Origin of the sequence: Streptomyces sp. GbtcB7, assembly GCF_019091445.1 — a bacterium.
Taxonomy (GTDB): domain Bacteria; phylum Actinomycetota; class Actinomycetes; order Streptomycetales; family Streptomycetaceae; genus Streptomyces; species Streptomyces mirabilis.
Genome location: NZ_JAGXJM010000028.1, coordinates 1 through 22,088 on the forward strand (window position 1 = coordinate 1; position 22,088 = coordinate 22,088).

The 22,088-nt window shown below is 70.4% G+C and carries 21 protein-coding genes; 17 read left to right on the forward strand and 4 right to left on the reverse strand.

The features are described from left to right. Positions 1–595: helix-turn-helix transcriptional regulator (locus KVT44_RS37030; protein WP_217571863.1), on the reverse strand; the 595-nt coding region annotated here is incomplete at its 3' end. A 255-nt stretch (positions 596–850) separates the two neighbouring features. Here KVT44_RS37030 and KVT44_RS37035 point away from each other — a divergent pair. After that, on the forward strand, positions 851–1,498 hold the full coding sequence (locus KVT44_RS37035; RefSeq protein ID WP_217571865.1) for a hypothetical protein: 648 nt from the start codon (positions 851–853) through the stop codon (positions 1,496–1,498). A gap of 31 nt (positions 1,499–1,529) precedes the next feature. Here the strand turns inward: KVT44_RS37035 and KVT44_RS37040 are convergent, their stop codons facing one another. Continuing rightward, positions 1,530–2,309 carry a cache domain-containing protein gene (locus KVT44_RS37040; protein ID WP_190168236.1) on the reverse strand — a complete coding sequence of 260 codons (780 nt, stop codon included), beginning with the start codon at positions 2,307–2,309 and terminating at the stop codon, positions 1,530–1,532. Continuing rightward, a complete protein-coding gene (locus KVT44_RS37045) occupies positions 2,266–3,093 on the reverse strand; it encodes a FadR/GntR family transcriptional regulator (RefSeq protein ID WP_099919592.1) in 828 nt (275 codons plus the stop codon). Before KVT44_RS37045 ends, KVT44_RS37040 begins: the two co-directional genes overlap by 44 nt. Positions 3,094–3,206: 113 nt before the next feature. Here KVT44_RS37045 and KVT44_RS37050 point away from each other — a divergent pair, with 113 nt between their 5' ends. The 16 genes from KVT44_RS37050 to KVT44_RS37125 all read left to right on the forward strand — a co-directional run bounded on the left by KVT44_RS37050 (position 3,207) and on the right by KVT44_RS37125 (position 21,295). Next, entirely contained in the window at positions 3,207–4,244 is a 1,038-nt protein-coding gene (locus KVT44_RS37050; RefSeq protein WP_217571867.1) for an ABC transporter ATP-binding protein, read from the forward strand. Between the two features lie 29 nt (positions 4,245–4,273). Continuing rightward, positions 4,274–5,494 (forward strand): ABC transporter substrate-binding protein, encoded by a 1,221-nt coding sequence (locus KVT44_RS37055; protein ID WP_217571869.1) that lies wholly within the window; start codon positions 4,274–4,276, stop codon positions 5,492–5,494. Positions 5,495–5,504: 10 nt separating this feature from the next. Further along, positions 5,505–6,395, forward strand: a complete 891-nt coding sequence (locus KVT44_RS37060) for an ABC transporter permease (RefSeq protein WP_217571871.1) — start codon at positions 5,505–5,507, stop codon at positions 6,393–6,395. 10 nt (positions 6,396–6,405) lie between these two features. Beyond that, a complete protein-coding gene (locus KVT44_RS37065; protein ID WP_217571877.1) occupies positions 6,406–7,221 on the forward strand; it encodes an ABC transporter permease in 816 nt (271 codons plus the stop codon). A gap of 79 nt (positions 7,222–7,300) precedes the next feature. After that, complete coding sequence (locus KVT44_RS37070) at positions 7,301–8,452, forward strand: FAD-binding oxidoreductase (protein ID WP_217571878.1); 1,152 nt, start codon at positions 7,301–7,303, stop codon at positions 8,450–8,452. Then, positions 8,449–8,748 (forward strand): (2Fe-2S)-binding protein, encoded by a 300-nt coding sequence (locus KVT44_RS37075; protein WP_099919588.1) that lies wholly within the window; start codon positions 8,449–8,451, stop codon positions 8,746–8,748. Before KVT44_RS37070 ends, KVT44_RS37075 begins: the two co-directional genes overlap by 4 nt. Beyond that, positions 8,738–10,213: an NAD(P)/FAD-dependent oxidoreductase gene (locus KVT44_RS37080; protein ID WP_217571879.1), complete on the forward strand. Its 1,476-nt coding sequence runs from the start codon at positions 8,738–8,740 to the stop codon at positions 10,211–10,213. The genes KVT44_RS37075 and KVT44_RS37080 overlap by 11 nt, the downstream gene beginning before the upstream one ends. Positions 10,214–10,288: 75 nt before the next feature. After that, entirely contained in the window at positions 10,289–11,185 is an 897-nt protein-coding gene (locus KVT44_RS37085; RefSeq protein ID WP_099919586.1) for a dihydrodipicolinate synthase family protein, read from the forward strand. Between the two features lie 57 nt (positions 11,186–11,242). Beyond that, positions 11,243–12,244 (forward strand): proline racemase family protein, encoded by a 1,002-nt coding sequence (locus tag KVT44_RS37090; protein WP_097287219.1) that lies wholly within the window; start codon positions 11,243–11,245, stop codon positions 12,242–12,244. A 58-nt stretch (positions 12,245–12,302) separates the two neighbouring features. Next, entirely contained in the window at positions 12,303–12,995 is a 693-nt protein-coding gene (locus KVT44_RS37095; RefSeq protein WP_099919585.1) for a GntR family transcriptional regulator, read from the forward strand. Between the two features lie 63 nt (positions 12,996–13,058). After that, the gene (locus tag KVT44_RS37100) at positions 13,059–14,057 is read left to right on the forward strand and encodes a LacI family DNA-binding transcriptional regulator (protein WP_217571880.1); all 999 of its coding nucleotides are present in this window, start codon (positions 13,059–13,061) and stop codon (positions 14,055–14,057) included. 158 nt (positions 14,058–14,215) lie between these two features. Continuing rightward, positions 14,216–15,565, forward strand: coding sequence for a sugar ABC transporter substrate-binding protein (locus KVT44_RS37105; RefSeq protein WP_190168243.1), 1,350 nt, complete (start codon positions 14,216–14,218; stop codon positions 15,563–15,565). A gap of 8 nt (positions 15,566–15,573) precedes the next feature. Continuing rightward, positions 15,574–16,545 (forward strand): carbohydrate ABC transporter permease, encoded by a 972-nt coding sequence (locus KVT44_RS37110; RefSeq protein WP_060897448.1) that lies wholly within the window; start codon positions 15,574–15,576, stop codon positions 16,543–16,545. Further along, positions 16,542–17,423, forward strand: a complete 882-nt coding sequence (locus KVT44_RS37115) for a carbohydrate ABC transporter permease (protein WP_099919582.1) — start codon at positions 16,542–16,544, stop codon at positions 17,421–17,423. Before KVT44_RS37110 ends, KVT44_RS37115 begins: the two co-directional genes overlap by 4 nt. A 30-nt stretch (positions 17,424–17,453) precedes the next feature. Beyond that, a complete protein-coding gene (locus KVT44_RS37120) occupies positions 17,454–19,046 on the forward strand; it encodes a glycoside hydrolase family 13 protein (protein WP_217571882.1) in 1,593 nt (530 codons plus the stop codon). A 65-nt stretch (positions 19,047–19,111) separates the two neighbouring features. Continuing rightward, positions 19,112–21,295: a discoidin domain-containing protein gene (locus KVT44_RS37125; protein ID WP_217571884.1), complete on the forward strand. Its 2,184-nt coding sequence runs from the start codon at positions 19,112–19,114 to the stop codon at positions 21,293–21,295. Here the strand turns inward: KVT44_RS37125 and KVT44_RS37130 are convergent. Beyond that, positions 21,267–22,082: an ABC transporter ATP-binding protein gene (locus KVT44_RS37130; RefSeq protein WP_217571886.1), complete on the reverse strand. Its 816-nt coding sequence runs from the start codon at positions 22,080–22,082 to the stop codon at positions 21,267–21,269. The genes KVT44_RS37125 and KVT44_RS37130 overlap by 29 nt on opposite strands. Positions 22,083–22,088 lie beyond the last annotated feature (6 nt).

Consider the following 22,088-nt stretch of genomic DNA (forward strand, 5'->3'; position numbering starts at 1 on the left):
GGGGGGGGCGGGGGCCCCCCCGCCCGCCCCGAGGGGGGGGCCGCGGGACGCGGGGGCCGGGAGCCGCCCCCCCCGGGGGGCCGCCGCCGCCCGCGTCCGCCTCGCGCTCGCGGTCGGCGAGCTGTTGCAGCAGCTCCTGCTCCGAGCGCTGCAGGGCGCCCACGAGCGCCTCGGAGTCCTCGGCCGTCAGGAACCCCGCGTGCACCCGGAAGAAGCGCTGGATGGCGTCGCAGTGCTCCATGGTGGGGCGCCGGTCGCCGTTGATGAGGGCGCCCGCCTGTTGACGCGACATTCCGGCGCCGTCGGCGATCTCCTGTTGGGTGTATTTGCGCCCATTGGGCTTGAGCCGGGTGCGGCGCAACAGGTCCAGGCGCTGGAGGAAGCGGGCCTGGAGATCGGGTTCCCCGGCGGGGCGACCGCCCAGCAAGGCCCGTACCACGGGTTGGGGCACGCCGGACGCGGCCGACAGGCGCTGGACGTCGAAAACCTCGGAGTGCTGCACATCGAGCCGGTCGGCGAGTGCGGTGACCCGGGCCACGACGGCCGGCAGCAGAACCGTCGCCGTGGCGCCCGGAACTTCGAAGCCATCCGTCACCGACTGATCTCCTACGTCTCTCTCAGTCTCGCTCAGGTCTCTCAGGTGTCTCTCACACAGGTGTCTCTCACAAGGGTCAGGGACCAACGGGAGACTAGCCGTTCGCTCGAACTCACATCCAGCTGTCGCCACAACTGTGGCGCGAATCAGTCGTCAACAAGCGCTAAATGCCACGATAGTTGACATGGCTGAGCTCCGGGCAGCAGGATCGGGGCGCCGCGTGAAGGCCGCAGAGGCAAGAGGGGTGACCTCCCGATGGCGTACCAGGCAGGATGGCAGCGGTCCCGACCGCGACCTGTCCCCGAGAGTCTCGAGGCTCAGGCGTATCTCCAGGACTACGCCGCTCTCCTGGAGGCCGTGGCGTTCCCGTCCGTCGTCTTCGACCACCGCTGGGACGTCGTGTTGTCCAACGCCGCGTTCGAGACACTTTTCGGCGACGTGGGCCCCCATCCGACCGCCATGCCGGGTGACAACTTCCTCCGGTTCGTCCTGTTTCACCCGGACGCGGCCACGGTCCTCGGCGAGCACGAGTCGAGCTGGTGCCTGCCGATGCTGGCCCACTTCGCCGCGGCGGTGGAGCGCCACGGTCAGGACCGCGGACTCCAGTCGATCCGCCGGGACATCGCCCAGGACCCGATCATGGAGGCCGCCTACCGGCAGGGCCTGCCGCACTGGATCCGCGCCGTCGGCCCGGACGCCGTCGAGCACGACGGCGCCGTACGGCCGCTGGTGCACCCCGATCCCCGCTGGGGCCGCACGGACTGCCGGATCGTCGGCGAGACCCCCAAGGCCCTTCAGGACATGGGGTATACGCGGATGACCCTGGTCCTGCGCGAGGCGCGGCCCATGACGGCCGGACCGCGCAGGACACGCAACGGCGCGGCGGAGCTGCGCGTGGTGTGAGCCCGCTCGGCGGTCCAGGGTGTGGGCCCGCTCAGGGGTCCAGCACAACGAGCACAAGGGGCACTCCGTCGCACGGGATCAGCCGCATCCCGTCGTGGCGCGCGGTCCGCGCCCCTGCCAGTACGGCCCCGAAGTCCGGGCCCTTGGTGAGCGATCCGGCCAGATGCGCCGGATCGGCGGACGCGGCCACCCGACCGCGCCCGTTCACCAAGTGGGCGGCCCCGGGCAGCTGTTGGAGCAGCGGCACGACCGCCGCCTCGAAGTGCCGCAGATACACGTCGGCCGCGGCGACCCCCACGAACCGGCCCTCCACCTGCACGGGTGCGGACAGCGTCAGGCTGTACTCGTCGGAGCAGAGGTAGTCCACATAGGGGCCGGCGACCGCCCGCTGCCCGGTGTCACGGGGGAGGGCGAACCAGTCCCAGTGCGTGTAGTCGGAGTACGCGGAGTGCGCGGGGTCGAGGTCGAGCAGCAGCGGCCGTACGTCTCCGTCGGAGCCGGTCTGCCACCACTCCAGCCACGCCGGTACGTCGCTCAGCAGTCCCGGCGCGGCGACGAACCCGACGCCCGACACCAACTCCTGCCGGGCGAGCCGGGCATGAAGCCCCGGTCGCAGCGCGGCCAGGTCGACGGTCGCGGGGCGACGGCCCTGCGCGGCGACCCCGGTGAGCCGGGCCGTGGTGTCGGCGCGGGTCTCGGCAACCGCCTCGAACACGGCCTCAAGGGTGGAGCGGACCTGGGCGGCGACGGCCGCCTCCGGTGTCGCGTCAAGCGTCGCCGTGGCGCCGGCCGGACCGGGGCTCCTGCTCATGGGTGCCCTCCAGCGGACGGGGACCGGACGCGGCGCGCGGCATCGCGAGGCGGAGGGCGATGAGCCGTGCCGTCGAGGCCTGGACGCACCGCTCGGCCAGCGCTCTGGCCGATGCGTGGGCTCCATCTTGCACGGCCGAGATTACGGAGCGGTGACGGTCTGCGACTTCTTCACGATATGCGTCGTCCCCGAGCACGAGACACAACAGTGCCCCCACCTCCGTCTGGAGCGCGACCTGCTCGCGGGTCAGCCGGGCGGACTGGGCCGCCGCGGCGAGCTCGACATGAAACCGGCCGTAGACCCGGCTGCGCGCCGCGGCGTCCTCGGCGGACGCCAACTCATCCAGTGTGCGCCGCAATTGCTGTAGGTCGCCCGGCTCCGTGCGCTCCGCGGCCAGCTGGGCGGCCGCGCCCGACAGGGCGGCCCAGTGGTCGCCCAGATCGCGCAGCTCCTCCGTGCTCCAGCCGGCCAGCCGCACCCTGAGCCGCTCCTCGCCGGGGACCTCGGGGAGGGAGACGAAGCTGCCGCCGCCGCGCCCCCTGCGGGTGGTGACCAGCCCTTGCTGGCGCAGCGCCATCAGCGCCTCGCGCAGGGTGACCGTGGACACGCCGAGCTGACCGGCCAGCTCCATCTCGCCGGGCAGCTGCTCCCCGTCGGCGAGCAGGCCGAGCTCGATGGCGTCGCTGAGCCTGCGGATGACCGCGTCCACCCGGGCGCGGTTGTCCACGGGGGCGAAAACGGCTCTGCGGGCACCCTCGGCGCTGTTGTTCACGTACTGCTTCACGGCCACCACCTTGTGCGTTGACTCAACCTTTACTCTAAGGGGGTCTTGAGCTTTGAACTATGACTTCATATCTTTCCGGTCAACGCGCCAGTGCACCAGAAAGGTTCCCGCCCATGGAGGCAACAGCGATCCGGCTCCAGGGCCTGCGGAAGGCGTTCGGTGAGACGACCGCCGTGGCCGGAGTGGACCTGGACATCGCCGACGGTGAGTTCTTCTCGATGCTCGGCCCGTCCGGCTCGGGCAAGACGACCGTCCTGCGGATGATCGCCGGCTTCGAGAGCCCGACCGCGGGCCGGATCGAGCTGGCGGGCCAGGAGGTCACCGGGTTGGCCCCCTTCGAGCGGGACGTGCACACCGTCTTCCAGGACTACGCGCTGTTCCCGCACATGACCGTCGAGCAGAACGTCGCGTACGGCCTCAAGGTCCGCAAGGTGCCCAAGGCCGAGCGGCTCCAACAGGCCCGCGAAGCGCTCGCGGACGTACGCCTCGAAGGCTTCGGGGCCCGCCGCCCCTCCCAGCTCTCCGGCGGTCAGCGTCAGCGCGTCGCACTCGCCCGCGCCCTCGTCGGGCGCCCCCGGGTGCTGCTGCTCGACGAGCCGCTCGGCGCCCTCGACCTCAAGCTGCGCGAGCAGATGCAGGTCGAACTCAAGGCGATCCAGCGCGAGGTCGGCATCACCTTCGTCTTCGTCACCCACGACCAGGAGGAGGCCCTGACGATGAGCGACCGCATCGCCGTCTTCAACCAGGGCCGCATCGAACAGGTCGGCACCCCGGCCGAGATCTACGAACGACCCGCCACCCCCTTCGTCGCGGGCTTCGTCGGCACCTCCAACCTGCTCGAAGGCGACTGTGCGCAGCAGGTGGTGGGCGCCTCGGGCACCTACAGCATCAGGCCCGAGAAGATCCGGGTCCTCGAGGAGTCCGCCGAGGCCGACGAGCCGGAGCACTCCACCGCCACGGGAACTGTCGTCGAGGTGGTCTATCTGGGCGACGCCACCCGTTTCCTGGTGGACCTCGACGCGGGCGGACGGCTGACCGCGCTCCAGCAGAACCTGGAGACCTCCTCCGAGGACGTCGCCGCCTATCGCGGCACCCGGGTCCGGCTCCAGTGGCACCACCGTCACACCTTCAAGGTCCCCGCCCCCCGCTGACGACCCCCACGCTCAGTCCCCCATCACGTATGGAGTACGTCGTGCGCCCCAACCGAACCCTCCGAACCTCCCTTTTCTCGTTCACCGCCGTCGCGGTGCTCCTCACCGCAACCGCCTGCGGGTCGTCCGACTCGGGCGCCTCCTCGGCCACCGGCCTCAACCCCCCCGACCTCAAGGCGCAGTCGAAGCTGGGCAAGACCGAGGGTCAGGTCAACCTGGTCGCCTGGGCCGGGTATGTCGAGGACGGCTCCAACGACCCCAAGGTCGACTGGGTGAGCGACTTCGAGAAGCAGACCGGCTGTCAGGTCAACTCCAAGGTCGCCGCCAGCTCCGACGAGATGGTCAAGCTGATGAAGACCGGCCAGTACGACGCCGTCTCCGCGTCCGGCGACGCGTCCCTGCGCCTCATAGCCTCCGGCGACGCGGCCCCCGTCAATACCAACCTCGTGCCGAACTACAAGGACGTCTTCAGCGGCCTGAAGAACGGGGCCTGGAACTCCGTCGACGGCAAGATGTACGGCATCCCGCACGGCCGCGGCGCCAACCTGCTGATGTACAACACGCAGAAGGTCACGCCCGCCCCCACCTCCTGGTCCGCGGTCTTCGACGACGCCTCTCAGCACAAGGGGCACGTGACGGCGTACGACTCGCCGATCTACATCGCCGACGCGGCGCTGTATCTGAAGGCGACCAAGCCGGAGTTGAAGATCAAGGACCCCTACGCGCTGGACCAGAAGCAGTTCGACGCGGCCGTCGCGCTGCTGAAGAAGCAGAGCGGGAACGTGGGGGAGTACTGGAGCGACTACCTCAAGGAGATCTCCGCCTTCAAGAGTGGTGACTCCGTGGTCGGCACCACCTGGCAGGTCATCGCCAACCTCGCGCAGGACGAGGGCGCCAAGGTGAAGGCCTTCGTGCCCAAGGAAGGCTCCACGGGCTGGTCGGACACCTGGATGATCTCCGCCAAGGCCAAGCACCCCAACTGCGCTTACAAATGGATGGACTGGATCATCTCGCCGAAGGTGAACGCCCAGGTCGCCGAGTACTTCGGTGAGGCCCCGGCCAACTCCAAGGCGTGCACCGAGACCAGCGACAAGTCCTTCTGCGACACCTTCCACGCGGCCGACGAGAGCTACTGGAAGAACATCGCCTTCTGGAACACGCCCATCGAGCAGTGCCTGGACGGCCGCACCGACGTGAAGTGCGTGCCGTACGCGAAGTGGGTCCAGGCCTGGACCGAGATCAAGGGCTGAGAGACAACCGATGACCTCCACCGCGCAGGCCGCCGGACGGTCCCCCGTCCGGCGGCTCGCCGGGACCCTGCACCGCCGGCCGCGGCTCAGGCTGTCCCTGCTGCTCACCGCGCCGCTGCTGTGGCTGGCCGTGCTCTACCTCGGCTCGCTGGCCGTGCTGTTCGTCTCGGCGTTCTGGACGACCAACTCCTTCACCTCCGAGGTCGTGAAGGTCTGGTCGACCGACAACTTCCACGCCCTGTTCACGACGCCTGTCTTCCGGCAGGTGATCCTGCGCAGCATCGGTGTGGCGCTCGCCGTCACCGCTCTGTCCGCGGTGATCGCCTTCCCGGTCGCCTTCTACACGGCCCGCATCGCCAAGCCCAAGTGGCGGCCGTTGCTCGTGGTCGCCATTCTCACGCCGCTGTGGGCGAGTTACCTCGTCAAGGTGTACGCCTGGCGGCTGATCCTCTCTCAAGGAGGGCTCGCCGACTGGATGTTGAAGCCCTTCGGGCTCAGCGGACCCGGGTTCGGACTGTTCGCGGCGATCATCGCGCTGACCTACCTCTGGCTGCCGTACATGATCCTTCCGATCCACACGGCACTGGAGCAACTGCCCGCCAACCTGCTCGACGCGTCGGCGGACTTGGGCGCCCGCGCCGGACGCACCTTCCGCTCGGTCGTGGTCCCGATGGTGCTGCCGTCCGTGGCGGCCGGCACGGTCTTCACCTTCTCGCTCAGCCTCGGGGACTACATCACCGTGCAGATCGTCGGCGGCAAGACCCAGCTGATCGGCAACCTCGTCTACTCCAACATCGAACTGAACCTGCCCATGGCCGCCGCGCTCGGTACGGTCCCCGTCGTCGTCATCGTGCTCTACCTGCTCGCGATGCGCCGCACGGGCGCCTTGAGCAGTCTCTGAGGAGCCCGCCGTGCAACTCTCCCGTTCCGCGCGCATCGCGCTCCGCGTCGCCGCGGGGGTCGGCTTCGCGTTCATCTACGTCCCGCTCGCGCTGGTCCTGGTCAACTCCTTCAACCCGGACCGCAGCGCGAGCTGGCCGCCGTCCGGACTCACCTTCCGCTGGTGGTCGGTCGCCTGGGAGAACGAGGGTGCCCGCGCGGCGCTCTGGGTCTCGGTGAAGGCGGGCCTCGGCGCCACGGCCATCGCCCTGGTGCTGGGCACGCTGATCGCCTTCGCCGTGGCCCGGCACCGGTTCTTCGGCCGCGACGCCATCTCGTTCGTGGTCGTCCTGCCGATCGCGCTGCCCGGCATCGTCACGGGCATCGCGCTCAACTCGGCGTTCAGTACGGTACTTGAGCCACTCGGCGTCGGTCTCGGCCTGTTCACCGTGATCGTCGGTCACGCCACCTTCTGCATCGTGGTCGTCTTCAACAACGTCGTCGCGAGGCTTCGGCGTACCTCGGGCTCGTACGAGGAAGCGGCGATGGATCTGGGCGCGGACACCTTCCGGTCCTTCATCGACGTCACCTTCCCGCTGGTGCGCTCGGCCCTGCTGGCGGGTGGACTGCTCGCCTTCGCGCTCTCCTTCGACGAGATCGTGGTGACGACGTTCACGGCCGGGCCCGGCATCGAGACCCTGCCGATCTGGATCTTCAACAACATGACGCGGCCCCAGCAGGCACCGGTCGTGAACGTCGTGGCGGCGGTGCTCGTCCTGCTCTCCGTGCTCCCGATCTACGCGGCCCAGCGACTGTCCGCCGACACGGCGTCCGGGAGCCGGGTGTGAACGGAAGCAGGATGCGGTGTCGGCATGGGGCACCCTCCAGGTGCTTCCTGGCGAGAGAAGCATGTGACATAGTACTGGCGTGAGCGAGCGGCTGACCTGTGATGTCGTGGTCGTCGGAGCCGGAATGGTCGGCGCGGCCTGCGCGCTGTACGCGGCCCGGGCGGGCCTCGACGTCGCTCTGGTGGACCGCGGCCCGGTGGCCGGCGGGACCACCGGCGCGGGTGAGGGCAATCTGCTCGTCTCCGACAAGGAACCCGGGCCCGAACTCGACCTCGCCCTGCTGTCGGGGCGTCTGTGGGCCGACCTCGCGGAGGAGTTGGGCGAGGCCTTCGAGTACGAGGCCAAAGGGGGCGTCGTCGTGGCCGCCACGCCCGAGGGGCTCACCGCGCTGGAGACCTTCGCGGCGGGACAACGAGCCGCCGGGGTCGAGGCGGTGCCGGTCGGCGCCGACCAACTCCACACCCTGGAACCCCACTTGGCACCCGGCCTCACGGGTGCCGTGCACTACCCCCAGGACACCCAGGTGATGCCGGCACTCGCCGCGGCGCACCTCGTACGGGCCTCGGGGGCACGGCTGCTGACGGGGCGGACCGTGACCGAGGTGCTGCGCGCGGCGGACGGGGCGGTACGCGGCGTGCGGACCGACCGCGGTGACCTCCACGCCCCGGTGGTCGTCAACGCGGCCGGCACCTGGGGTGCCGAAGTGGCCGCGCTCGCGGGTGTCTTCCTGCCCGTTCTGCCCCGACGCGGCTTCGTGCTGGTGACCGAACCACTGCCGCGCCGGGTGCGGCACAAGGTGTACGCCGCGGACTACGTCGCCGACGTGGCCAGCGACTCGGCCGCGCTGCAGACCTCACCCGTCGTGGAGGGCACCGCGGCGGGGCCGATCCTGATCGGCGCGAGTCGTGAACGGGTCGGCTTCGACCGGTCGTTCTCGCTGCCGGCCGTACGGGCGCTGGCGGCCGGGGCGACTCGGCTGTTCCCGTTCCTCGCCGACGTACGGGCCCTGCGGACGTACCTGGGTTTCCGGCCGTACATGCCCGACCACCTGCCCGCGATCGGCCCCGATCCACGGGTGCCGGGGCTCTTCCACGCCTGCGGGCACGAGGGCGCGGGAATCGGCCTCGCCACCGGCACCGGGCGGCTGATCGCGCAGGCCGTCGCGGGCGGGACGCCCGACCTGGACCTCACGCCGTTCCGGCCCGACCGCTTCGCGAAGGAGGCCGGGTGAATCCCCTGGAGCTGGTCGGGGCCGAGCCGGGCCCCGCGTTCACCGTCACCCTGGACGGTCGCGAGATCACGGCCCTGCCCGGGCAGACCGTCGCCGCCGCACTGTGGGCGGCGGGCGTCACCTCCTGGCGCGCCACCCGCGGCGCGCGCCGCCCGCGCGGCGTCTTCTGCGGCATCGGCGTCTGCTTCGACTGCCTGGTGACCGTCAACGACCGCCCCAACCAGCGGGCCTGCCTGGTGCCGGTCCGAGCGGGCGACACGATCCGTACGCAGGAGGGGACGGGCCATGGCGACTGAGCGACCGCACCTCGCGGTGATCGGCGCGGGGCCGGCCGGGCTGGCCGCGTCCCTGGCCGCCGCGGCGCGCGGTGTCCGGGTCACGCTGATCGACTCGGCGGCCGGAGCGGGCGGCCAGTTCTACCGCCGGCCCCCGGCGGGACTCGGGGCCCGGCGCCCGGAGGCGCTGCACCACCGGTGGCGGACCTGGCGGCGCCTCGGGGACGCACTGGCCGCGCGGGTCGAGGCGGGCACGATCAGGCATCTGGCGGACCATCACGTGTGGTGCGTCGAAGCCGTGGAACCCGGGGAACTCGTCGAACCCGCCGTCCCCGAAGCACCGCCGGACACCGCGCCGCCCCCTGCCCGGCCCGGCTCAGCCGGCTTTGTCGTGCACGCGCTGCTCGGCCCCCTCCAGGAGGAGCCCGTCTCCGTCCGCGCCGACGCCGTGCTGCTCGCCACCGGTGGGTACGAGAAGGTGTTGCCGTTCCCGGGCTGGACCCTTCCCGGGGTCGTCACCGCCGGTGGTGCGCAGGCCATGCTGAAGGGCGGGCTCGTGGTCCCCGGGCAACGGGCGGTCGTGGCGGGGACCGGGCCCCTGCTGCTGCCCGTGGCGACCGGGCTCGCCGCGGCGGGGGTCGAGGTCGCCGCCCTCGTCGAGTCCGCCGACCCGAAGGCGTTCCTGCGGCGGGCCGTGGCACTGGCCGCACAGCCTGGGAAGGTCGCCGAGGGAGTGCGGTACGGCGCCCAACTCCTACGACACCACGTCAAGTTGCTCCCACGGCACACCGTCGTCGCGGCACACGGCGAGCAGCGGCTCGACGCCGTGACCGTGGCCGCGCTCGACACCCACGGACGGGTCGGGCCCGGCACCGAGCGGCGCATCGCGTGCGACACGCTCGCCGTCGGTCACGGCATGCTGGCGCACATCGACCTCGCCGAGTCGCTCGGCTGCCGTATCGACGGCCTGACCGTCGCCGTGGACGAGGAGCAGCGCACCGACGTGCCCGGCGTATGGGCCGCGGGCGAGACCACCGGCATCGGTGGCGCGGCACTGTCGCTCGCCGAGGGGCACATCGCGGGACGCTCGGCCGCGGCCCGGCTGACGGGGACGCGGCCCGACCCGCACACCTGGGCGCGCGCCGCCAGGTCCCGCAGCAGAGCGCGGGAGTTCTTCGCCGCGCTCGACACCGTCTACGCGCCGCCCGCGCACTGGACGGAGCAGGTCACCGACGACACCGTCGTCTGCCGCTGCGAGGAGGTCACCGCCGGTGCGGTCAGGAACGCCGTCGACGAGCTCGGCGCGGGCGACCTACGGACCGTGAAGCTGCTCACCCGCGCGGGGATGGGCTGGTGCCAGGGCCGGATGTGCGAGCCCGCCGTCGTCGGACTCGCCGGATGCGAACAGACACCCGCTCGGCGGTTGTTGGCACGCCCGGTACCGCTCGGGGTGCTGGCGAGAGCCGGGGATCCCGAGGACGACTGACCACCTTCGTACCGCCCCGCCCCACCGCGACCGAACCTCAGTGAAATGTCACACACCATGGAGAGGTAACCGCTCATGACCGCCACCGAGAACCGCCCCTGGCGCGGCGTCCTCGTCGCCACCGCGCTCCCGCTGAACGACGACCTCTCCGTCGACTACGACCGCTACGCGCAGCACTGCGCCTGGCTCGTCGAGAACGGCTGCGACGGGGTCGTACCGAACGGCTCGCTCGGCGAGTACCAGGTGCTCACGCCCGAGGAGCGCGCGAAGGTCGTCGAGACGGCGGTGTCGGCGATCGGCGGCTCCCGCGTGATGCCCGGCGTCGCCGCCTACGGCTCCGCCGAGGCCCGCCGCTGGGCCGAGCAGGCCCGCGACGCCGGCTGCCGGTCCGTGATGCTGCTGCCGCCGAACGCCTACCGTGCCGACGAGCGTTCCGTCCTCGCCCACTACGAGGCGGTCGCCGAGGCGGGCGTCCCGGTCGTCGCGTACAACAACCCCATCGACACCAAGGTCGACCTGGTGCCCGAACTGCTCGCGAAGCTGCACGCGGAGGGGTACATCCACGGCGTCAAGGAGTTCTCCGGCGATGTCCGCCGCGCCTACCGGATCGCCGAACTCGCCCCCGAACTCGACCTGTTGATCGGCGCCGACGACGTCCTGCTGGAGCTCGCCGTCGCGGGCGCCAAGGGCTGGGTGGCCGGCTACCCGAACGCGCTGCCTGCCGCGAGCGTCGAGCTGTACCACGCGGCCGTCGAGGGCGACCTCGACACGGCACGGCTGCTCTACCGCCGGCTGCACCCGCTGCTGCGCTGGGACTCCCAGGTCGAGTTCGTCCAGGCCATCAAGCTGTCCATGGACATCGTGGGCCGACACGGCGGGCGGGTGCGTCCACCGCGCGTCCCGCTGCTGCCCGAGCAGGAGGCCACGGTCCGCGCCGCCACCGAGAAGGCTCTCGCCGCCGGTCTCGCCTGAGCGCCGCTCCTTGAGCGAGCCAAGTTCCGCGCCAGCAGCAGGAGTTACGGAGATCCCATGCGCAGCAAACTCGTCCTGCACGCCGTCGACTCGCACACCGAGGGCATGCCCACCCGGGTGATCACCGGCGGCATCGGGACCATCCCCGGCGCGACCATGAACGAGCGGCGGCTGTACTTCCGCGAGCACCGCGACGACATCAAGCAGCTTCTGATGAACGAGCCGCGCGGCCACTCCGCGATGAGCGGCGCCATCCTCCAGCCGCCCACCCGCCCGGACTGCGACTACGGCGTCCTCTACATCGAGGTGTCGGGCTACCTCCCGATGTGCGGGCACGGCACCATCGGCGTGGCGACCGTCCTGGTGGAGACGGGCATGGTCGAGGTCGTCGAGCCCGTCACCACGATCCGGCTCGACACCCCGGCGGGCCTCGTCGTCGCCGAGGTCGCGGTCGAGGACGGCGCCGCCCGCGCGGTCACGCTCAAGAACGTGCCGTCCTTCTCGGCGGGCCTCGACCGCAAGGCCACCCTGCCCGACGGCCGGACGGTGACGTACGACCTCGCGTACGGCGGCAACTTCTACGCCATTCTGCCGCTGGAGCGGTTCGGCCTGCCCTTCGACCGGTCGCGAAAGGAGGAGATCCTCGCCGCCGGACTGTCGCTGATGGCGGCCGTCAACGCCGAGGACGAGCCGGTCCACCCCGAGGACCCGTCCATCCGCGGCTGCCACCACGTCCATCTGTACGCGCCCGGCGCCACCGCCCGTCACTCGCGCCACGCCATGGCGATCCACCCCGGCTGGTTCGACCGCTCGCCCTGCGGTACGGGCACCAGCGCGCGCATGGCGCAACTGCACGCCCGCGGTGAACTCCCCCTGCACACGGAGTTCGTGAACGAGTCCTTCATCGGGACGCAGTTCACGGGACGACTGCTCGGCACGACCGAGGTCGCCGGAATCCCGGCGGTGCTGCCCAGCTTCACCGGCCGCGCCTGGATCACCGGCACCGCCCAGTACCTCCTGGACCCGACCGACCCCTTCCCGGCGGGTTTCGTGCTCTAGCGATACTGATGTCACGTGACATTGCACAAACCCGCCATGCCGTACGAGGAGTCGACCCATGCCCGCCACGCCCAGCAGCGCACCCTCCGCCGCTCCCGCAGCCCTGCCCGTCCTCGGCGGCAAGAAGAGCAGCTACCGCGAGCGCGTCGCCGACGCCCTGCGGGCCGCGCTGATCGCGGGCGAACTGCGGGCCGGCGAGGTGTACTCCGCGCCGACGCTCGCCGCCCGCTTCGGCGTCTCGGCGACACCGGTGCGCGAGGCCATGCTCGACCTCGCCAAGGAGGGCCTCGTCGACACGGTGCCCAACAAGGGCTTCCGGGTCACCGCGGTCTCCGAGAAGCAGCTCGACGAGTACACCCACATCCGCTCGCTGATCGAGATCCCCACCACCGTGCAGCTGGCCACCACCGCGGACCGGGTCTCCCTGGAGGCGCTGCGCCCGGCCGCCCGGGAGATCGTGACCGCGGCGGCGGCCGGTGACCTCATCGCCTACGTCGAGGCGGACATCCGCTTCCACCTCGGTCTGCTCGCCCTCGCGGGCAACGCCCACCTGGTCGAGGTCGTCGGCGACCTCCGCAAGCGCTCGCGCCTGTACGGCCTCGACGCCCTGGTCGAGGCGGGCCGCCTCCAGGACTCCGCCGAGGAGCACCTCGAACTCCTCGACGCCCTGGTGGACCGCGACCCCGAGGCCGTACGGAGGGTCATGACCCGGCACCTGGGCCACGTCCGTGGCCTGTGGGCGGCCCACTGAGTTCAACCGGACCAAGTGAGAGTTACGCAAGCAGCTTGCATTTCTTGCGCTATTCTTGCGCGCATGACGCGACGACTTGCTCAGGTGGCGAAGAAGGTCGGGGTCAGCGAGGCCACGGTCAGCCGGGTGCTCAACGGGAAGCCCGGCGTCTCCGACTCCACCCGACAGGCGGTGCTCTCGGCGCTGGACGTGCTCGGCTACGAGCGGCCCACCCAACTGCGGGGTGAACGCGCGCGGCTCGTGGGGCTCGTCCTGCCCGAGCTGCAGAACCCGATCTTCCCGGCGTTCGCCGAAGTGATCGGCGGGGCGCTCGCACAGCTCGGGCTGACACCGGTGCTCTGCACCCAGACCAAGGGCGGCGTATCCGAGGCGGACTATGTGGAGCTGCTGCTCCAACAGCAGGTCTCCGGCGTGGTGTTCGCGGGCGGACTGTACGCGCAGGCCGACGCCCCGCACGAGCACTACCGGCAGCTCGCGGACCGCAACATTCCGGTGGTGCTGGTCAACGCGGCTATCGAGCACCTCGGCTTCCCGGGCGTCTCCTGCGACGACGCCGTGGCGGTCGAGCAGGCCTGGCGTCACCTCGTCTCGCTCGGCCACGAGCGCATCGGTCTGGTGCTCGGGCCCGCCGACCACATGCCCTCGGCGCGGAAGCTGGCGGCGGCCCGTGCGCTCGCGCCCGAGCTGCCCGACGCCCACATCGCGCGGGCCATGTTCTCGATCGAGGGCGGCCACGCGGCGGCCGTCCGGCTCATCGACCGCGGGGTCACCGGTTTCATCTGCGCCAGCGACCCGCTCGCCCTCGGTGTCGTACGCGCCGCCCGTCGCAAGGGACTCGGCGTGCCCTCACAGGTGTCCGTCGTCGGCTACGACGACTCCGCGCTGATGAACTGCACCGAGCCGCCCCTGACCACCGTCCGCCAGCCCATCGAGTCGATGGGCCGGGCGGCCGTCGAGCTGCTCAACGCCCAGATCGGTGGGAGCAGCGTCACCGCCGAAGAGCTTTTGTTCGAACCGGAGTTGGTGGTCCGTGGGTCCACCGCGCAAGCGCCCCGCCTCTGAGATCCACTCTGCTGTCAAATAATTCCAGATTCTGCGCGACATCTTGCGGACCCTTGTCGGCGGTGCTTGAGTGTGCGGCGCCAGCACACGGCGGTGCGCCAGATCAAGACGGCGCGCCCCCGTGGGCCTTCCTCGCTCCTGCCCAAAGGGGTCCACCGATGAGAAGTACCGGGTTCCGCCGTACCTTCGTCGTGCTCACGGCGTCCACCCTCGCGCTCACCGCCGCCGCCTGCGGTGGCAGCGACGACGGCTCCGCGGGTGGCAAGACCCGCATCACGGTCAACTGCATGCCTCCGAAGAGCGCCAAGGTCGACCGCTCGTTCTTCGAGGCCGACATCAAGGCGTTCGAGAAGCAGAACCCGGACATCGACGTCGTCGCGCACGACGCGTTCCCCTGCCAGGACCCCAAGACGTTCGACGCCAAGCTCGCCGGCGGCCAGATGGAGGACGTCTTCTACACGTACTTCACCGATTCCAAGCACGTCGTCGACATCAACCAGGCCGCCGACATCACGTCGTACGTCAAGGACCTCAAGAGCTACGGCACCATCCAGCAGCAACTGCGCGACATCTACACCGTCGACGGCAAGATCTACGGAGTGCCGCGCACCGGCTACTCGATGGGACTCATCTACAACCGCAAGCTCTTCCAGAAGGCCGGACTCGACCCCGACAAGGCCCCGGCGACCTGGGAAGAAGTGCGCGCGGACGCCAAGAAGATAGCCGCGCTCGGCGGCGGCACCGTCGGCTACGCCGACTACAGCGCCCAGAACCAGGGCGGCTGGCACTTCACCGCCGAGATGTACTCGCAGGGCGGCGACGTCGTCACGCCGGACGGCAAGAAGGCCAGCGTCGACACCCCGGAGGGCAAGGCCGTCCTGCAGAACCTGCACGACATGCGCTGGAGCGACAACTCCATGGGCAGCAAGCAGCTCCTCGTCATCAACGACGTCCAGCAGCTGATGGGCTCCGGCAAGCTCGGCATGTACCTCTCCGCGCCCGACAACATCCCGATCCTCGTCAAGGAGAAGGGCGGCAACTACGACGACCTCGCCCTCGCGCCCATGCCCGGCGGCAAGGGCACGCTCATCGGCGGCGACGGCTACATGTTCAACAAGAAGGACAGCCCCGAGCAGATCAAGGCCGGCCTGAAGTGGCTCGACCACATGTTCCTCACCCCCGGAAAGGGCTTCCTCGGCGACTACGCCCGCGCCAAGCAGAACAACGCCCCCGTCGGCCTCCCCGAGCCCCGGCTCTTCACCGGCGCCGCCGACGCGAAGGACCAGCAGGTCAAGAAGGCCAACGCCAATGTGCCCGTGGAGAACTACCAGGCCTTCCTGGACGGCAACCAGAGCCTGCAGATGAAGATCGAGCCGCCCCAGGCCCAGCAGATCTACTCGGTCCTCGACGGCGCCGTCTCCGCGGTCCTCACCAAGAAGGACGCGAACATCGACCAGCTCCTGAAGGACGCCTCCGGGAAGATCGACTCCATCCTGGCCCGGGGCTGACCAGGCGTATGAAGACCGCATCGAAGCCCGTGGTACTCCCTCCGGCCGCCGTCGGCGCGCCGGAGGCGCCGCGGTCGGCCGGGCGCCGGGCGGGAGGCCCGTGGCGCCGGCGCCTGGCCGACCAGTCCCGCGCGTACGCCTTCCTTGTCGGCGGCCTGCTCTGCTTCGCGCTGTTCTCCTGGTACCCCGCGATCCGCGCGGTCGTGATCGCCTTCCAGAAGTACACGCCGGGCTCACCGCCCCAGTGGGTCGGCACCGCCAACTTCACCCGTGTCTTCCACGACCCGGAGTTCACCGCGGCCTGGCGCAACACGTTCACCTTCACGCTCCTCGCCCTGCTCATCGGCTTCGCCGTCCCGTTCGTGATGGCCCTGGTCCTCAACGAACTCCGGCACGCGAAGGCCTTCTTCAGGGTCGTGGTGTACCTGCCGGTGATGATCCCGCCGGTGGTCAGCGCCCTGCTGTGGAAGTGGTTCTACGATCCCGGAGCGGGCCTCGCCAACGAGGCGCTGCGCTTTCTGCACCTGCCCACCTCGAACTGGTCCAACGGCGCCGACACCGCGCTCGTCTCCCTGGTCATCGTGGCGACCTGGGCCAACATGGGCGGCACGGTCCTGATCTACCTGGCCGCGCTCCAGGGCATCCCGGGGGAGCTGTACGAGGCGGCGGAACTGGACGGCGCGAACATCCTCCAGCGCATCCGGCACGTGACGATCCCACAGACCCGGTTCATCGTCCTCATGCTGATGCTGCTTCAGATCATCGCCACGATGCAGGTCTTCACCGAGCCGTTCGTCATCACCGGCGGCGGCCCCGAGAACGCCACGGTCACCGTCCTCTACCTCATCTACAAGTACGCGTTCCTCTACAACGACTTCGGCGGCGCGTGCGCGCTGAGCGTCATGCTCCTCGTGCTGCTCGGCCTCTTCTCCGCGGTCTATCTGCGGCTGACCCGCTCGTCGGGGGAGGAGTACTCATGAGCAGCGGCACCCGCACCCTGGTCTCCCCGCTCACCCTCGCCCGCCCCCGCGGCAAGGCCCTCTACTGGACCGTCTTCACGGCCGTCGTCCTGCTCTTCGCGCTCGCCTTCCTCTTCCCGGTCTACTGGATGGTCACCGGCGCGATGAAGTCCCCGGACGAGGTGACGCGGACCCCGCCGACCCTCGTGCCCCAGACATGGCATCTCAGCGGCTACACCGACGCCTGGGACCTGATGGACCTGCCCACCCACCTGTGGAACACGGTGGTGCAGGCCGCCGGCGCCTGGCTGCTCCAGCTCGTGTTCTGCACGGCCGCCGCGTACGCCCTCTCCAAGCTGAAGCCGGCCTTCGGCAAGGTGATCCTCGGCGGCATCCTCGCCACCCTGATGGTCCCGGCGCAGGCGCTGGTCGTACCGAAGTACCTGACCGTCGCCGACCTCCCGCTGATCCACACCAGCCTGCTCAACGACCCGCTCGGCATCTGGCTGCCCGCCGTGGCCAACGCCTTCAACCTCTATCTCCTCAAGCGCTTCTTCGACCAGATCCCGCGTGATGTCCTGGAGGCCGCCGAGATCGACGGTGCCGGACGGCTGCGCACCCTCTGGTCCATCGTGCTGCCCATGTCCCGCCCCGTCCTCGGCGTCGTGTCGATCTTCGCCCTGGTCGCCGTCTGGCAGGACTTCCTCTGGCCGTTGATGGTCTTCTCCGACACCGACAAGCAGCCGATCAGCGTGGCGCTCGTCCAGCTGTCGCAGAACATCCAGCTGACCGTGCTCATCGCCGCGATGGTGATCGCCAGTATCCCCATGGTCCTGATGTTCCTGGTGTTCCAGCGACACATCATCGCCGGGATCAGCGCGGGCAGCACGAAGGGCTGACACCGACCCCGCAACAGAAAGGCAGGCACCGTGGGACAGCCCACCCATGCCCAGAACTGGTGGCGCTCCGCCGTCATCTACCAGGTGTACGTCCGCAGCTTCGCGGACGGCGACGGCGACGGCACCGGCGACCTCGCGGGCGTCCGCGCCAAACTCCCGTATCTCGCCGAACTCGGCGTGGACGCCCTGTGGTTCAACCCCTGGTACCTGTCCCCGATGAAGGACGGCGGCTACGACGTCGCCGACTACCGTGTCATCGACCCGGCCTTCGGGACGCTCGCCGAGGCGGAGAAACTCATCGCCGAGGCGAAGGAGCTGGGCATCCGCACGCTCGTCGACATCGTGCCCAACCACGTCTCCGACCAACACCCCTGGTTCCGGGCCGCCCTGGCCGGAGGATCCGAGCGCGAGCTCTTCCACTTCCGTCCCGGACGCGGCGAGCACGGTGAACTCCCGCCCAACGACTGGCCGTCCCAGTTCGCAGGCTCCGCCGAGCCCGTCTGGACCCGGCTGCCCGACGGCACCTGGTACCTCCACCTGTTCACCCCCGAGCAGCCGGACCTCAACTGGGCGCACCCCGCCGTCCGCCAGGAACACGAGGAGATCCTGCGGTTCTGGTTCGAGCGCGGCGTGGCGGGCGTCCGCATCGACTCGGCCGCCCTGCTCGCCAAGGACCCGGACCTCCCCGACTTCGTCGAGGGCCGCGACCCGCATCCGTACGTCGACCGCGACGAGCTCCACGACATCTACCGCTCCTGGCGCACGGTCGCCGACGCCTACGACGGCATCTTCGTCGGCGAGGTCTGGCTCCCCGACACCGAGCGCTTCGCCCGCTATCTGCGCCCCGACGAGCTGCACACCGCCTTCAACTTCTCCTTCCTGTCCTGCCCCTGGGACGCCCGACGCCTGCGGACGTCCATCGACGAGACCCTCGCCGAACACGCCCCGGTCGGCGCGCCTGCCACCTGGGTGCTGTGCAACCACGACGTGACCCGCACGGTCACCCGCTACGGCCGCGCCGACACCGGCTTCGACTTCGCCACCAAGGCCTTCGGCACCCCGACCGACCTCGCCCTCGGCACCCGCCGCGCCCGCGCCGCCGCCCTGCTCTCGCTCGCGCTCCCCGGCGCCGTCTACCTCTACCAGGGAGAGGAGCTGGGCCTGCCCGAGGCCGAGATACCCCGTGACCGTATCCAGGACCCGATGCACTTCCGCTCCGGCGGCACCGACCCGGGCCGGGACGGCTGCCGGGTCCCGCTCCCGTGGACGGCCGACGCGCCGTACGCAGGCTTCGGCGGCGAGCCCTGGCTGCCGCAGCCGAGCGGCTGGTCCGCGTACGCCGCCGACCTCCAGGCCGCCGACCCCGGCTCGATGCTCTCCCTCTACCGCGCGGCCCTGACGATCAGGCCGGAGTTCGGCGACGGCCCGCTCACCTGGCTGCCCGCGGCCGAGGGGGTACTCGCCTTCGCCCGGCCCGGGCAGGAGGGACGGCTGCTGTGCGTCGTGAACCTCGCCGACGCCCCCGCCGACCTCCCCGCCCACTCCCGACTCCTCCTCGGCAGCGGTCCCCTGGACCCACAGGGGCGCCTGCCGAAGGACACGGCGGTCTGGCTGCGCGACTGAGACCGCGTCGGCGGCGCCGAACGCATACCGCTGTCCCCGCACCCCCACCATGAAGGGATCAGCACATGCACAACAGCTCCAGACCTGTCAGGCGCATGCCAACTCTTGCCACCGTCACCGCCACCACCGTCGCCCTGGCGGCCGGCACGCTGGTGATGACCGCACCCGCCGCACACGCGGCCGTCGGCGCCGACCTGCCCTTCACCTCGGTCGAGGCCGAGTCCGCCACGACCACCGGCGCGAAGATCGGGCCCGACTACACCCAGGGCACCCTCGCCTCGGAGGCGTCCGGACGGCAGGCGGTACGGCTGGCCGCGGGCCAACGCGTCGAGTTCACCGTGCCGCGCGCGGCCAACGCGGTGAACGTGTCCTACAACGTCCCCGACGGCCAGTCCGGCACCCTCGACGTCTACGTCAACGGCCAGAAGCTCGCCAAGACGCTCGCCGTCACTTCCAAGTACTCCTACGTCGACACGAGTTGGATCGCCGGCGCCAAGACCCACCACTTCTTCGACAACGCCCGCCTGCTGCTCGGGCGGAACGTGCAGCCGGGTGACAAGGTGGCCTTCCAGGCGACGTCCACCCAGGTCACCGTGGATGTGGCAGACTTCGAGCAGGTGGCCGCCGCCGCGACGCGCCCCGCCGGGTCGGTGTCCGTCACCGACAAGGGCGCGGACCCCAGCGGCCAGGGCGACTCGACCCAGGCGTTCCGGGACGCGATCTCGGCCGCGCGAGGGGGAGTGGTGTGGATCCCGCCGGGCGACTACCGCGTCACCTCCTCGCTGAACGGCGTCCAGAACGTCACCCTCCAGGGCGCCGGCAGCTGGTACTCCGTCGTCCACACCTCACGCTTCATCGACCAGACCGGCTCGTCCGGAGGCGTCCACCTCAAGGACTTCGCCGTCATCGGCGAGGTCACCGAGCGCGTCGACTCCAACCCGGACAACTTCGTCAACGGCTCACTGGGCCCGAACTCCAGCGTCTCCGGAATGTGGCTCCAGCACCTCAAGGTCGGCCTCTGGCTGACCGGCAACAACGACAACCTCGTCGTCGAGAACAACCGCATCCTCGACACCACCGCCGACGGCCTCAACCTCAACGGCAACGCGCGCGGGGTCCGGGTTCGTAACAACTTCCTGCGCGACAACGGTGACGACGCCCTCGCCATGTGGTCGCTGTACTCGCCCGACACCAACAGCAGCTTCGAGAACAACACCATCTCGCAGCCGAACCTCGCCAACGGCATCGCGATCTACGGCGGCACCGACCTCGCGGTGACGAACAACCTGGTCGCCGACACCAACGCCCTCGGCAGCGGCATCGCGATCTCCAACCAGAAGTTCCTCGACCCCTTCTCCCCGCTCGCCGGCACGATCACGGTCTCCGGGAACACCCTCGTGCGTGCGGGCGCGATCAACCCCAACTGGAACCACCCGATGGGCGCGCTGCGCGTCGACTCCTACGACAGCGCCATCGAGGCGACCGTCAACATCACCGGTACGACGGTCACCGACAGTCCCTACAGCGCTTTCGAGTTCGTGTCGGGCGGCGGCCACGGCTACGCGACCAAGAACATCACGGTGGACGGCGCGACGGTCAGGAACACCGGCACGGTCGTCGTCCAGGCCGAGTCGCAGGGCGCGGCCAAGTTCAGCAATGTGCAGGCCACGGGGGTCGGCGCGGCGGGCATCTACAACTGCCCCTACCCGAACGGTTCCGGCGCCTTCACGCTCACCAACGGCGGCGGCAACTCCGGCTGGGACACCACCTGGGCGGACTGCTCCACCTGGCCCCAGCCCGGCGCCGGGAACCCGGACCCCGACCCGGCCCGCAACCTCGCCAAGGGCCGCCCGGCCTCCGCCACCGGATCGCAGGACGTCTACACCCCCGGCAAGGCGGTCGACGGCGACGCGAACAGCTACTGGGAGTCCACCAACAACGCCTTCCCGCAGGCCTGGACGGTGGACCTCGGCTCGAACCAGCCCGCCCGCCGCCTCGTGCTGAAGCTGCCGCCCGCCTCGGTCTGGCAGGCGCGCACGCAGACCCTGTCGGTCCTGGGCAGCACGGACGGCTCGGCGTACTCGACGGTCGTCGCCTCCAAGGACTACCGCTTCGACCCGGCCACCGGGAACACGGTGACGGTCACCCTCCCCAGCGGCACGAACCTGCGCTACCTCCGGCTCAATGTCACCGCCAACACCGGCTGGTCCGCGGCCCAGTTCAGCGAGGTGGAGGCGTATCTGTCTTGAGGCCGAAGGCCGCCCCGCGCTTCGCCGCCTGGATCTGCTCGTACACATGGGTCCGCAGCTCGGCGAAGCGCGGGGCGACCCGGGTGTGCAACTGGTCCCGCTCGTCCGGGAGATCGACCTTCAGCTGCTCCTGTACGACGGTGGGTGAGGCGGAGAGGATCAGGACCCGTTCGCCGAGGTACACGGCCTCGTCGATGTCGTGGGTGACGAACAGGATGGTGATGCCGCGTTCCCGCCACAGGCCCCGCACCAGGTCCTCCAGATCGGCCCGGGTCTGCGCGTCGACCGCCGCGAACGGCTCGTCCATCAGCAGGACGTCGGGCTCGTACGCGAGCGCGCGGGCGATCGCGACGCGCTGCTGCATCCCGCCGGACAGCTGCCACGGGTAGGCCCCGGCGGCATCCGTGAGACCGACCGACTCCAACGCGTCCGTGACCAGCTCCCGGCGCCGCACCTTGCTCAACGGCTTCTGTTTCAGCGGTAGTTCGACGTTCTCCCGCACCCGCATCCAGGGGAACAGGCTGCGTCCGTACTCCTGGAACACGAACGCCATCCCCGGCGGCGGCCCGCTCACCGGGCGGTCGTTCAGCCGTACCTCGCCCGCCGTCGGCGTCAGCAGCCCGCCCATGCACTTCAGGAGCGTGGTCTTGCCGCATCCCGACGGGCCGACCAGACAGACGAGTTCGCCCGCCTCGACGGTGAAGGTGAGGTCCCGTACCGCCTCCACCCGGCGGCCGGAACCCTCGTAGACCTTGTTCAGGCCGGAAACGACAAGAGACGCGTGCATGGACCG

Bases quoted from the DNA above. Each gene is read 5' to 3' on its own strand.
- KVT44_RS37035 (WP_217571865.1), top strand. From the start codon at position 851: ATGGCGTACCAGGCAGGATGGCAGCGGTCCCGACCGCGACCTGTCCCC.
- KVT44_RS37040 (WP_190168236.1), bottom strand. From the start codon at position 2,309: ATGAGCAGGAGCCCCGGTCCGGCCGGCGCCACGGCGACGCTTGACGCG.
- KVT44_RS37050 (WP_217571867.1), top strand. From the start codon at position 3,207: ATGGAGGCAACAGCGATCCGGCTCCAGGGCCTGCGGAAGGCGTTCGGT.
- KVT44_RS37055 (WP_217571869.1), top strand. From the start codon at position 4,274: ATGGAGTACGTCGTGCGCCCCAACCGAACCCTCCGAACCTCCCTTTTC.
- KVT44_RS37060 (WP_217571871.1), top strand. From the start codon at position 5,505: ATGACCTCCACCGCGCAGGCCGCCGGACGGTCCCCCGTCCGGCGGCTC.
- KVT44_RS37080 (WP_217571879.1), top strand. From the start codon at position 8,738: ATGGCGACTGAGCGACCGCACCTCGCGGTGATCGGCGCGGGGCCGGCC.
- KVT44_RS37085 (WP_099919586.1), top strand. From the start codon at position 10,289: ATGACCGCCACCGAGAACCGCCCCTGGCGCGGCGTCCTCGTCGCCACC.
- KVT44_RS37090 (WP_097287219.1), top strand. From the start codon at position 11,243: ATGCGCAGCAAACTCGTCCTGCACGCCGTCGACTCGCACACCGAGGGC.
- KVT44_RS37095 (WP_099919585.1), top strand. From the start codon at position 12,303: ATGCCCGCCACGCCCAGCAGCGCACCCTCCGCCGCTCCCGCAGCCCTG.
- KVT44_RS37100 (WP_217571880.1), top strand. From the start codon at position 13,059: ATGACGCGACGACTTGCTCAGGTGGCGAAGAAGGTCGGGGTCAGCGAG.
- KVT44_RS37105 (WP_190168243.1), top strand. From the start codon at position 14,216: ATGAGAAGTACCGGGTTCCGCCGTACCTTCGTCGTGCTCACGGCGTCC.
- KVT44_RS37110 (WP_060897448.1), top strand. From the start codon at position 15,574: ATGAAGACCGCATCGAAGCCCGTGGTACTCCCTCCGGCCGCCGTCGGC.
- KVT44_RS37115 (WP_099919582.1), top strand. From the start codon at position 16,542: ATGAGCAGCGGCACCCGCACCCTGGTCTCCCCGCTCACCCTCGCCCGC.
- KVT44_RS37125 (WP_217571884.1), top strand. From the start codon at position 19,112: ATGCACAACAGCTCCAGACCTGTCAGGCGCATGCCAACTCTTGCCACC.
- KVT44_RS37130 (WP_217571886.1), bottom strand. From the start codon at position 22,082: ATGCACGCGTCTCTTGTCGTTTCCGGCCTGAACAAGGTCTACGAGGGT.